Annotated in this window: 4 protein-coding genes; 1 reads left to right on the plus strand and 3 read right to left on the minus strand. The window is 56.8% G+C overall.

Features of this window, described 5'->3' with window-relative positions; translation table 11 throughout:
- Positions 1–301: 301 nt before the first annotated feature.
- Positions 302–3649, minus strand: a complete 3348-nt coding sequence (locus QEH57_RS20840; protein WP_309008721.1) for a TonB-dependent receptor plug domain-containing protein — start codon at positions 3647–3649, stop codon at positions 302–304.
- 669 nt (positions 3650–4318) lie between these two features.
- Between QEH57_RS20840 and QEH57_RS20845 the strand changes: the two genes are divergently transcribed.
- Complete coding sequence (locus QEH57_RS20845; RefSeq protein ID WP_309008722.1) at positions 4319–7147, plus strand: family 78 glycoside hydrolase catalytic domain; 2829 nt, start codon at positions 4319–4321, stop codon at positions 7145–7147.
- 536 nt (positions 7148–7683) lie between these two features.
- On the opposite strand, the gene QEH57_RS20850 is transcribed toward QEH57_RS20845, so the two are convergent.
- Both QEH57_RS20850 and QEH57_RS20855 read right to left on the minus strand, forming a co-directional pair.
- Positions 7684–11235, minus strand: a complete 3552-nt coding sequence (locus QEH57_RS20850; RefSeq protein WP_309008723.1) for a hypothetical protein — start codon at positions 11233–11235, stop codon at positions 7684–7686.
- 809 nt (positions 11236–12044) lie between these two features.
- Positions 12045–13073, minus strand: coding sequence for a LacI family DNA-binding transcriptional regulator (locus QEH57_RS20855; protein ID WP_309008725.1), 1029 nt, complete (start codon positions 13071–13073; stop codon positions 12045–12047).
- Positions 13074–13186 lie beyond the last annotated feature (113 nt).

The following is a 13186-nucleotide window of genomic DNA, read 5'->3' on the forward strand; positions in this document are numbered from 1 at the left end:
AATGGGTTAAGTCGGCTGCCGAACGCGTCCAGCTCTGCGGGACGCCCCAATTCGAAGCGCTCTGGAAGAATCCTAGCTCCCGGCCCGCATGTCCACGCCAGTCTTACGAAAGCGCCCCCGAAATCGCTCAATACATATGGCGCCGCAACTCGGTAGGCGCCTCAGGCAGACCAATGTATCCAAATCTTAGCGACTCGATCCCTAAACTTATACAGCCCTATCGCTCGAAAGCGATAGGGCTGTTTGAATGTAAGGCTGAAGGACTGGAAAAACGCAGCCCTTCAGCGAATTGGGTTCTAGACTAGAACTTGAAGGTGTTCGTCCACTGGACGAAGCTTTCGCGGCCCGCGCGGTAAGCGGCCGGGGTACCGTCGGGATTGATGGCGCTCAGCTCGATATCGTCGTCGCCAACCAAATTGTTGACCTGCAAGCGCGAGATCCAAGTGACGCTGTCGTCCAGGATCTTCTTGCGGAAGGTCGCATTGACGCCGACGTTCAGCGTAGAATCGCCGATGAAGGGATTCTCCAGGTCGGAGGCCGGTCCGTTTTCCGTCTGGATGATCGGATAGCCGAGAGCGTTGCCTTCACGCCAACGAGCGTTGGCGCCGATCGAAAGTCCCTTGAATCGACCATCGGTGAAGCTGTAGTTCGTTACGAGGTTCGCAGCGTATTCAGATTGTCCTACATTGATGCGGCCTTCGCCCGCGGCTGCCGTGTTCTGAGCGGCTACGATACGGTTGGTGAACTCATCGATCATGTAGTTTCGGATGGAGCGATCCTGAAAGCGGATACCTGGTTCCTCGCGGATAACCGAGCCGTCTGCATTATGCAGGCTCCATGGGATCCACGTTTTATTCCAGATGGGAATACGAGCCTCGACGTACTCGTTGAAGCCTGGGCCAATGTTGTCCTGGATGGTTTGCACCTTGGTCCCGTTGAAGGCGATGCGCCAGTTCTTGGTGGGATTGTAGGTAAGCTCCAGCTCGTAGCCTGTGGCGTCCACGTCGACCGTATCATCGGAGTTCACCGGAGCGAAGTAGCGGGCTTCCGTGTTGGGACCGATCTTGTCCGGAGCATCCGGATCGTACCATGCGTAGCGGAAGAAGTCTTCCATTTCCTGCTGGCTGAGGCGTACGCCATCGAGCTCCATGTAGCGACCGTTGCCGTAGTCGCGAACGCGGTTGTTACGGAAGTTACGAATGGTCGCCCAAGCGAAGCGCTCGTAGGTGTTGACGCCGAAACGTGCCGTATTGGCGAGGGTACCGCGGCCGGATACGTTCTTCTGGGAGGACTCGAAGCGGTTGAGCTTAACTTCAAGCTTGTTCTCCATAAGGCGCATCACGATGCCGACGTCCTCGCCCACTCCGGAAGGATTCGGGATCGGATCGAGCGTTGGATAAACGCGCAGGGCGCCGACCTCGAAGTTGTTGGACTCGTTATAATGGAAGGAGAGCCAATCGAAGGCGTGGAATACGATCCCCTTCGAACTGGTCGAACCGGTAATCGACGCGTTGGGATCGAGGTCGCGAGCGAGCGCTTCGCGTTCGTGGATCGCAGGCCCCCAAACCTCGGAGTTGCTGGGGTCGACCAAGCTGGTGAACTCGTCTCGGTCCTGGTTCGCTGCACGCGAGCTCACGGTATCTTCGCGGAAGCCGAGCGTCGTCACGATCTTGTTGTTCCACAAGTAACCTTGCCAAGTGATCCCCTTGCCCTCGGTGTCGAGGTCGCTCCAAGAAGCGCGGCTGTAGGTCGTCTCGGTCGGAGTAGGAGGCGAAAAGCCCCAGATCAAGGGATCGTTAATCGTGGCGCCGTTTTCTGGGCGGTAGACGCGAATCGGAGTGCTCGGGTCGATGTCTTGCGTAGTGTAAGTGGTGTAGTTCGGGTACTCTTGGTCCGGCGTGAAGGGGTCGCCCAGGTACCAGTTCTGGAATACCCAACTGCCGTAGATGGAACGGTTGAGGCCGAAGGACAAAACGTCATCGGAATTGAAGGAGCTAGGGCTGGCGCCGAAGCTTGTATTCGTCGTTCTGCTATCGAAAAGCGAGCCGGAGAAGACGTGGCGGCCGAGGAAACCTAGCTTGTCGCCAATCTCCGTGAAATCGAGATCGTAGGCGGTGGAGAAACGGTAGGCTTCGCGATCGTCTTCGCTTTCGTTCTTGCCGCCGCGACCCGAGATGTAAGGACGAAGGTAACCGGGGTTCTCCGTAACTCCGTCAAGCAGGACCGGATTAAGATCGATCGATACCGCGCGGTCCGCTCCGTTGAAGCGAGAAACGTTAACGTTCTCCGTGTTGTCCTTGAACGCGGACAGCTCGAAGTGGAAGTTTTCCGTTACTTTCTGAGTCCAGGTCACGTGATGGGTTTCGCTCTCGCGCTTCTGGCTGTTACCTGGCAAGGCCGCGAGGTTGATGTCGTAGATCGGAAAGATCCGCGGGTCCGTGACGCTGGTGTTGATGAAGTTGTCGACTTGGTCGAAGGCGCTGCGGCTGCGAGCCAATACGCGACGCGACTCGTCCGCCACGAGGTTGATGTTCTTGTAGTTCCCGTTTTCATCGAGGTCGCGGAAACCGACCGCTCCCTTGGTCGTGATGAAAGGAACCGTAGGATCATCGCTACCCGGCAGGAAGAACTGGATGTTGGTGAAGGGGAACGGGCTGTTGATTTCCTCAACGCCGCCGTTCAAAGTCGCCGGTGACGCCGGATTGGTGCTGCCCGATGGGCCTCCCGGGAAATTCGTTGCCGGGAATACGCCTTGGTTTTCGGGTTCGCGGATATCCCATGTGGGCCTTCCTTCGGCAATCCAGTGCGAGATGTTGTCGATCGGCAACGAGTAGTTCGGACGGCGAGCGTCATTGTCCGTCATCTCGAAATTGTAGCGAAGGCTGGTGCCCTTAAACGGCTTGGCTAGCAAGGATACCGTCAAACGATCGTCCCGGTCAAAGGAGGTATCGTACTGGCTCTTCGTATTCTCGTCCAACTTCATCAAGCGGATCGCGAACTTCTCGCCAATCGCTCGGTTAAAGTCGAAGCTGGCTCGGCGCGTGCCGAAACTGTCCACCATCAAAGAAATTTCGTTGATGTCCTTTCCGACAGTAGCCTTCTTCGTAGTGTAATTGATGATACCTGCAGGACTGCCGAGACCGAACAGAATGGAGTTCGGCCCGCGCACCAAAGCGATGCGGTCGACGTTGTAGCGATCCAGGTTTCCGTTGCCCGTTTCGAAGAAGTCCCGCGTCAAGCTGGCCCGAGCTAGACCACGAACGCGATTGTTGCCGGGCTGGGTATTGACGCTGCTGTCCTCCAGCTCGCCGGACGGTCCTCTCTCGGAGGTGTCCGTATTCAGGGCCGTCTCTACGCCCGCAACGTAGGAAAACGCAGTCTCGATATCCGTGGCTCCCACATCGTCGAGAAACTCGGAGGTCAGCACGGATACGGAGGCTGCGACGTCCTTAAGCTGGGTATTCAGACGGGAACCGGCCAAGGTCGAATTGGCGCGGTAACCAACGTCATCCGACGATGAAACCTCAAAAGGAGAAAGCTCAAATATTTCCTCCTCGGAATCGCTCTCTTGGGCATAGGCGTATCCACCTGCCAAAGTTGCGGCTAAAACAAGCGACGAGCCTCGCCTGATTCGTGTAGGTATGTTCATAGATTTTGGGTTTGGTTTGATCGGGGCGTCCGAGCCTGAGAGCAGGTCAGGGTCTCGTACGAAAACTTGATGCGCGAAAGGCCGCATCGACTTAAAACGCTGTCGCTAGAACTCCTCCGTCCCAGACAAAGAGCCACCATGACAACACGTCGACGCATGCTGTAACCATTGCGAGTTCGCTACGGAACCCGGGAAGATTTTGAAGGGGTAGTGGGGGAAATCTAACTTCTCCACTATACCTCAATCCCCCCACCTCAAACAATGGACGCTGTCCTTAATCTTTGTACTTTTGCATCCAAGGAAGACACCTGCAACCGCGCTTCCACCAAAAAGCGGTTAAGAATAGCCTCAGCTGTGTGAAGTTTGGCCAAGCGAGTCCGTCCAGCAAGCTGACCTGATACATACTCCCCGGACGACACCGATACCGTGATGCGCTTTTGCATATAACATCTCCCCTAAAGCAGCTCTCATCTAGCCCTCCACCTCCGCTAACAAGAAAGCTGCGCCTGCATCGGCTCCAACAGCCTTCCATACGTATCAATAAAATCGATCTTCTTACCAAGACGAGAACCCCCTATCCCAAACCTTACCGCATACCTCCCGCACCGCTTTTCGAAAACGGATTTCGCGTTCCCCTAATACATTCCGCACGCCCACACACCCTAACACATGACCCTTGCCCTCTACGATCTTCGCTGCGAATTCCTCAGCCAACCCATCGGCATCCAAAGCTCTTCGCCACGCCTGAGTTGGAAACTCGAGTCCGACCAACGCGAGACCCAGCAAACCGCCTATCGAATCGAAGTGGCCCGCTCGGCAGCTCATCTAGCCGCAAAGGAAGCCGACCTTTGGGACAGCGGAAAAGTCTCTAGCGATACCTCCCACCTCGTTCCCTACGACGGCGCATCTTTAACATCTCGGCACATCGCGTACTGGCGAGTCACCGTCTGGGACAACCATGGACAGCATGCCACCTCCGAAATATCGTCTTGGGAGATGGGGCTTCTGGACGCCTCCGACTGGAGCGCCTCTTGGATCAACGCCGCAAAACTCCCCCCTAGCCAGGATCCGATCGTTCTCGATTGGTGCGAAAAGGTGGTATACCGGCCGACTACCGACGGCGGCTACGAGCGGGAACGCAAGCTCGATGAAATTGCGATCGAGAAAAGGGTCGAGCGTATCCAAACCGTGGAGTCAGCGCAGCCCGCCGCCTGGCTACGTCGCCGCTTCAGCATAAGCAAGCCCGTACACAAAGCCCGACTCTATGCTGCAAACCTCGGATACGCGGAGCTACACCTGAATGGATACAAACTCAACGACCGCGTGCTCGACCCCGCCCAGACCGACTACGAACTTCGAGCTCTCTATACCATAGACATCCTCGACGACCGCCTCCACGAGGGCGAACACGAGCTGCGCATCCACCTTGCCGAAGGATGGTACGGACAAAGCCACGGTTTCTTCGATACACATTTCCGCTACGGCAAACCACTCGCCCTCGCCCAGTTGGAAATCGAATACTGCGACGGAACGCGCGAAACCATCGTCACCGACTCCCACTGGCAAGCAGCCTCCAGCCAAGTCCTCAAGGCCAATCTCTACACCGGCGAAGTCTACGACGCCCGAATCACCGAGAGCGACTTGCAGTGGGGTCCCGTCGCGGGCCCGGACTCGGAGCAACCTCTCCCCCAACGCCTAGAGGCGCAGCTCCTACCGCCCACTCGAAAAGTCGACCGACTCGCGCCTAAATCCATTATTGAAACCACCCCCGGCACCTACGTCGTTGACATGGGGATCAATTTTGCCGGTTGGGTTTCCCTCGCCCTAGAAGCCCCGCGAGGCGCCGTTGTCGACCTCACCTATTCAGAGATTCTCACTCCCGAAAACAAGCTAGACTGGGACACCATGGGACGCCGCGCCGTCGGAGCCTACCAGTGGGATCGCTACATCACCAACGGCCAAGGCCGCGAAACCTACGAGCCTCGCTTCACGTATCACGGCTTTCAATACATCGAGATCGTAGGCCTTCCCCAAAAGCCTGAACTCGATGACATCGTCGGCTACCAGGTCCGCACCGACTTTAAGCGAACCGGCTCCTTCGAATGCTCGGACTCCTTCCTCAACAAACTCCACGAGACCATCCTCTGGACCTACGAGGCGAATTTCGTCGGACTGCCCGCCGATTGCCCGCACCGCGAAAAATGCGGTTGGCTCGATGCCTACAACACCGCCGAAATGGTCTACCACAACTGGGACATCGGCCCCAGCATCGGCAAGTACATCGAAGACATCCGCAGTTCCTCCGAGCTTCTGGGCGGCTTGCCGGGCAACATCGCGCCCGGCCGCCGCAACGGCATGTTCGAAGCCTTCGACTGGGGCATCTGCACCATACTCCTACCGTGGTGGAAATACCACTACACCGGCGATCTCCGCATCGTGGAAGAGCATTGGGACCACATGCTGCGCTACCTGGACTTCGCTCACGAAAAATACCCAAGCGGCATCCCCACCGGATCCCTCGGCGACTGGTGCGACCAACCAGCCACCCTCGAGCTCTCCTTCACCCGCGTCGACGGCAGTCCCTTCAACTCCCACCCAGCGACTACCGCCGCCATGCACTACTACTTCGCAGTCAAGTCCATGGCCATGCTCGCGCGGAAACTGGACAAATCCCCTCGCCTCGTCGACACCTTCGAAAAGCGAGCCGAACGTATTCGCCAAACGATCAACGCCACCTACTTCCACGCCCGGGCCATGACCTTCGGCAGCCAGGCAGAAAACGCCCTCGCCCTCATCTATGGCGTTGTCGATCCAGAGAATCGCCAGGCTGTGGCGGACCGCCTCGCCGAAGAAATCGTGCACGGCAACGACGGACACTTCAACGTCGGCGCCCATGGAGCCGGATTCCTCTACCACGCCCTCAGCAACTACGGGCACGCCGACGTCGCTTGGAGAATGTTCGAAAAGGAAACGTACCCAAGCTACCGATACATGTTCTCCCAGGGAGCAACCACCATCTGGGAAAACATGAGCCGCTGGGATCCCATCAAAATAACGACATCAAAGTCCCTCAGCCACCCCTTCCAGTCCAGCTTCCACCATTGGTTCTACAACGCGATCGGCGGCGTACAGACCGATCCTAGCGAAGTGGGCTTCAAAAAGCTCATCTTCATGCCGCAGGCTGTCGGCCTGCTCGACTCTGCCTCGGCCAGTATCGAAACGCCCTACGGCAAGGCTCGGAGTTCGTGGCGAATCGCGGAACAAGCCTTCAGTTGGAAAATCGAAGTCCCAGCCAATACGAGCGCTACCCTTGTCATTCCCAATGCGATCGTAGAAGTCACACTTGATCAGCAACCGATTGAGCGAGCGGAAAGAAAAGTCCTAGGTACCCACTACCCTCAGACGCTGGAATTGGGATCCGGCAACTACCAAATCGAAGGTCGTATCCATGCAGCGCCGACAGTTCAAAGCGTCACGCATCGATTGAATCTAAGCTAAAACGTTATCTTCCCAGACAAACGAAGTTACTCTTAATCTCCCCTCATCCCCAAAGCCCCCAATAAAAATAGATGTTCATCACCAAAAGCGGCGGGATTGCCGTTTACCTGTAAGGCCGTCACCGTGGGAGACGAAGCTCAAAGAGCAAAGGCTGCTTCCGACCTGCCGCAGATCCCAGCTCTAATATCCTGCATAGCGGCGTGGAGCGAGCGCCAGCCCTACACTCGAGAGCGTCTCCCCGCAAAGTGGTGGCTCCCCCCAAAAAAGGTTCATCACCAAAAGAAGTGGAAACTGCTGCTCGGGAAAAACATCAAGCTCACTAGTAGGGCTGCCGCTTGCGGCATGCCGCAAGTCCCTTCTGCCTGGCGGCGTGGCGACAAATAGTCTTCGTACGAGGATACGACCGTCATGCCATCAGCCCTACGCCTCGACAGCCTCGCACCCGCTGAGAGCTTTTCCCGCATAGGCTGATGAACCAAAAAAAAAAGGCGGCGAACTCGAAAGTCCGCCGCCTCGACAATATTTTTCAGCCGCCTTTAGGGATTAGTAAAGTCGCCTTCTAGCAGGAGCATGATTATCTCCGAATCGGATCCACGTCCGTCGGTGCCTGGATTGATGCGAACGCGCGCTTGCTTGAGCCCGTTTGTCCTTTCGACCAGACTCACTTCACCAGTGATGTCTTTGATGGAGGCCACCCCCTTGGAGTTGGCAACGTCGCGATACATCAATTGGGCCATCTTGACGTTCGTCGCGTTGAATCCAGCAGTGTTTATGCGCACGTCCTGATCTCCGGCTCCCACTCCCAGCAGGAAGACTACGAGCTCGTTGCCATTGCGAGAGGCTGCGGCGAGGACGCGCTGTTCGGTGACTTGCACCGCATCACCCACCAGGAAGGTGGACATCCAGTTGAAGGCAGTCCCGCTTGGGAAGATGTCGCCGAAACCGGTATTCGCGTTGTTGCTCGAGTCCACGAAATCCTCCACGAGGCCTAGGCCGGTGATCGCCGTCTGGTGGACAGGCCAGATGGCGCCGATCTCGATCCCCGCCCGCTGCATCAGCCAGGTGTGCTTGATCTGCAAGTTGGCCCCTTGCATGTAGATCTTGCCGCTTGTGTAGGCCTTGGAGGAATTCCACTCGGAAACGTAGAGCTTGTCCTTCCCGGAGTCCGTTTTCAGCTGCTCCATGCGCTGGAGGATCGTGTCGAAGCCATGCTTCTCATCTTCGTCGCCCGCATAGATGTGGACGTTGAGCCCGTCGACGTACTGCCAGTTGTCATCCGCTTCGAACTGCTGGCGGAGGCTAGCCATTCGCTGCGGCTCTTCCCACTCGGCTACGATGTAGGTCTGGGCCGTCGGATCGACAGTCTTGACCGCCCGTGCGATCGCTCCCGCAATGGTGGCGTAGCTGGCCTGGTTCTGGGCGTCGTCGCCAAAGAAGTTGTACCACTCATTGCCAATTTCCCAGATCTTCACGTCGTCCTTGTAGGTCTCCACGACTTTCGTAGCCACGTCGATCAATAGAAGGTAGGCTTGCTGGGCGGTGACCGTCATGGTGTCGTTGACGCGCGATGTGCCGCTTCTCACCGCTTCAATATACTCGCGAGTACGGAGGACGAAGGTGGGCTCGACGCCGCGGGCCTTGGAAGTCGCAAGGACCTGCTCCGGCGTAGCTCCCGGTACCGCGGGCTTGTTGCTCCATCGCGGCGTGCGGTTGGCCGGAGTCTCGCCCGCGGCTTCCCACAGGTAATACTCTGACTCGAAGCCGCCCGGATAGCGGATGAGGTTATAGCCGACATCGTCGAGCTTCTCCTCGAAGATCGTATGGTTTTCCCCGGTCGTGCGGCGCCAGTCGTTGTTGACTCCGTAGATGAGCGGATTGATCGGTACGCGATTGTTGGCGAAGACGGTCACGACCGACACCAGCGAAGAACGCCCCTCCAGGGCCTGGAAGGTGTAGTCGCGTTCGGTCCACTCTCCAGTCGGGCGGTTGAGCGTACGCAAGCGAACATAGATGGTGCTGCCATCGAGCGGAATTTCGTCCACCAGCGCCGTGTTCAAGGTGCGGTAGATCGACTGACGGTCGATGTTGTCCGAGCCGACGCCATCCGTGCCCACCCAGAGCTGGTAGCCGTTCTGTACATCCGGACTCAAGGCCTCCCATTCGAAACGCTGCGTCGTGCCGCTCAAGGTAGCGCCTTCCGTGGGGCTGATCAGATTCGCCCGAGGCTTGCCCGAAGTGAACGTGTAGGATGGCACTGGGGTGACGAACGATTGCGTATCGTCGTCGTAGCTGTTCAACGTCACCGTGATCGGCTCGCCCGTCGCGGGAATGCCTCCTTCGTAAGTGTAGGAGTTTTGCTCCAGACGGGGGCTGCGATGGATATCCTGCGAACGGAACCCACCGGTACCAATTTGCAGGATGTAAGCCTCAACCCCGACTGGCTGATCCCAGGTGAAAGTGACAGGACCAGGCCCGAGCTCCGATCCCTCTTCGGGACTGAGCAAAACCGCCGGGACGGGTTGGGTCGATTCCGAGGCCGGCGCGATGAAATCGTACTGGCGGGCAGGAAGGACAAACATCTGCGTCTCGTCGTCATAGCTGTTCAGCGTCACCGTTATCGGCTCGCCGTTCGCCGGAATCACTCCTTCGGCGAGCGTATAGGTCGTTTGCTCGAGACGCTCGCTGCGATGGATGTCTTGCCGAGCGGCTCCGATCGCCGCGGTTCCGACCTGCAAGACGAAGGCATCGACGCCTGCCGGCTGATTCCAGGTGAAGGTAATCGGACCGGCGGGGAGCTGCGATCCTTCCTCTGGGCTGAGAAGCGACGCGGAGGTCAAAGCGATGGGTGGAACGGGTGGCTCGGGCGCCGTGAAGTCGTACGAGCGAACAGGTTCGACCAGAGAAATCGTTTCATCGTCGTAGCTCTCTAAGGTCACGTTGATCGGCTCGCCAGTGGGCAAGAGACCGGGCTCGTAGGTGTAGCTGGTCTCCTGCAATCTCGGACTGGTGTGGATATCCGCCGAACCGGGACCGTTGCGGCCGATTTTCAGCACGAAACCATCGACCCCGGCAGGCCCGTTCCAAGTGAACGTGATCGGTCCTTCATCGAACTGCGAACCCGGCGTCGGGCTGAGCAGCTCCGCGGAAGTCAGCACGGCCGCTTGATATTCGTAAACCTGAATCGGTTCGATGAACTCGCCAAGCCCGTCGCTGTAGCTCATCAGCGTGGCCGTGACCATTTGGCCATTCGGCGGAACGCCTTCCTCGAAGGTATAAGTCGTTCCAGAGAGCGGTCCGCTGTTCAGGATATCATCGGATTCGGCTCCAGCGGTACCGATGAGCAAAACGAACGCATCGTTCGCAGGCGGTTGATTCCATTCGAAAGTCACTGGCCCAATCGGCAAGGTCGAGCCATCCGATGGGCTGATCATCTGGGCGGGCACCACTTCGAAATCGACGCCGGATCGGTTGAAGACTTGGATTTCAGAAAGTCCGACGTTCGCTCCTTCGCCGCTGTTCACCTGGATACGCGCCCATCTGACAGAGCGCCGCTCAATCGACACCGGATACGCGGAACCGTCGGCCGGCAAAGGGCCAAGTTCGATGCTACTGCCATCGCTAAACGACAGAGTGGCAGATAGGATATTTTCATTCACGTTAGCCCGATCGAAGAGCACCAAGTCATCGATGAAGACCGTTTCTTCCCAATCGAGCTGTATCCAAGGCGTTTCCTCGCCGGCGCTCGCCCATTCGCCCTGGTTGATTTCGCCCAGGACGCTATCGGCCACATTCTCCATGGCGAAACGCTTGGAACGCTCGGAGGAAGCGGTAACCACAGCCCGCGGCGCCCGATTCCCGATCCCATCGCCATCCGCTGCAGTAAACGAATAGAGATTCGTATGCCACCCTCCGTTGACCACCGTCGAGAGGCGAACGTAAACAGTCGAGCTATCGGTGGGCAGATCGGTAAAGGTGTAACTCGTGCTGCGGACCACTCCACTACTATGGATGTCGGAACGATCCGGAGCCGTCCCGATCTCGATGCAATATACGCTAGCCGAATCCGTCCAGGAAAAGGTTTCTATCATGCCGGCCAGCCTGCATCCGGGCGTAGGGCTAAGCAGCTCAGCAGGGCTTCTCGCGTTTGCTGTTTCAGCCGCGAGATTCTCGTCGACTGGGGGTGGCGAGTCGGACTCCGCGAAGCTCGCAGGGTGAATTCCAAACACCATCGAAAGCATTAGCCAGGCCGTAAGGAGACCCGATCTGGTAGATTTTTTTCTTCGTGTCATTGGTTTGTTTTTAGGGGGGGGTTAGCGTGTTGAATTCACCGTCCACTATAGAACCATGCCCGATTCCCTCTCGCTTCAGGAACTAGCAGCGCCCGCAAAAGAGGCCTACGGAATCCCTACAGGACCGATAAAGCTATCCCTGCAGAAATCCGATATTCCTACGCTCTCGATACTGAATAAAACCTAGGGACACAGTGTTCCCAGCGGCGCTCCTGGAATCGCAAAGCTGATAGTCATGGGGTGTTAAACGAGGGGTTATTTTCTTGGGGGGAGGTTCTATCGATTAGGCGATAAACAATAGAATATTCGGTAGATACCGAATGCAGCCGATGGTACGATTCTCATAAGATCGGCGAACACCCCCAATCTACCAGCAATCCACTCCAATATGAATAGACCTTCCAAATAAAAAAGATGGACTATCCTGACCTCTTCGTTGCCCAGAAAAAAGTACCTGCTTCGCTCGCAGACCCGAGTTGTGAACTAATCCTAATAATCATTATAATAACCTAACCAACCAGCCGCAGTAGTTCAGCGTCCGTATTCACAACGACAGGACAATTTGAAAACTTAAGCTACCCCAGTCAGCCCGAGCTGCTAGCCGATTGCTAATCTCCCCTGAAAGTCTTGCCTTCCCACATTTCGCCAACCACCAAGCTTACGCAACGACTCTCCGGGATCCCCTTTTCATTCCGAAAGAGCTGTGCCGCCACCGCATCTATGGCTAGCCTCCCGAGAGTCGTGAGGGGAAGGTGGATCCCGGAATACTCAAGAGTATCCGCCATAACCGCAGGCGTGACAAGACCCACATCCCTCGGAACTTGAACCCCGATGGACCCCAGCCATCGCCTCACGTCGTCGTAAACCGTAACGATCACCTCTGGCTTGTATTCGCTGTACCACTTCAAAAAAACATCGCGTTCCCAGCGGTCCGCAACCAAAACGGGGATCCGAGTCGCGGACTCGAGTTCGTCCCGAAAGAACTCAAAGGCCGAACGAAACTGGTAACGCACGCGATTATCAATAAATCCCGATATCGCCAATCCGATCCTAGTTACCTTGCTTCCACGCAAACGGGAAAAGATCAGTTCCATGTTACCAAGATGGTCGAACCCGACGTTGTGATAATTTGGATACGCGATCGAATCGCCGATCAAAACGGTCGAAAAGCATTCCCATTCCATACCAAGCCTCACCTTCGAGTCCCGGTGTGGACCGATCACGACCCCGTGTATGCCCCGGCTTTGCAATATCCCCTTCAATCGATCCCAAGACAGGTTGGCTTCTTCGTAGCAAAAAGGCTCCAACTTATAACCCAGTTCGTTCGCCCTCTCTCGCGCTCCTTCGTAGGCGCCCTTGTGCGTGAAGTCCTTCGCTAACATCTGTTTCAGCGGGCGATCTGACAAATAGGCCAAGGTCGCAACGTAGCCCGACTTGGACTCCGAACGGCGAACGTTCGATAAATGAACCGCTACCAAGGGATTCGCGACGTACCCCATCTCAGTAGCGATCCTCTGAATACGTTTCCGCGTCTCCTCAGCGCATTGAGAACTGCTCTTCAACGCATAGGCGACCGTCGACTTCGAAACGCCCGCCCGCTCCGCTATATCCCGAATCGTTACCCGCTTCCCCTGCATCGAAGGGCAGACTCTGCGGTATTTTTGGACGTGTCCAGAACAGAATTCCTATAAGCCACCGAGCCGCTCGGCTAATCTTTCGCTTCGAACTTCCCCAATTATCGTTAACGCAT

The sequence above is a fragment of the Pelagicoccus sp. SDUM812005 genome, assembly GCF_031127875.1.
Classification (GTDB): Bacteria; Verrucomicrobiota; Verrucomicrobiia; order Opitutales; family Opitutaceae; genus Pelagicoccus.

Bases quoted from the DNA above. Each gene is read 5' to 3' on its own strand.
- QEH57_RS20845 (WP_309008722.1), top strand. From the start codon at position 4,319: ATGACCCTTGCCCTCTACGATCTTCGCTGCGAATTCCTCAGCCAACCC.
- QEH57_RS20840 (WP_309008721.1), bottom strand. From the start codon at position 3,649: ATGAACATACCTACACGAATCAGGCGAGGCTCGTCGCTTGTTTTAGCC.
- QEH57_RS20855 (WP_309008725.1), bottom strand. From the start codon at position 13,073: ATGCAGGGGAAGCGGGTAACGATTCGGGATATAGCGGAGCGGGCGGGC.
- QEH57_RS20850 (WP_309008723.1), bottom strand. From the start codon at position 11,235: ATGATAGAAACCTTTTCCTGGACGGATTCGGCTAGCGTATATTGCATC.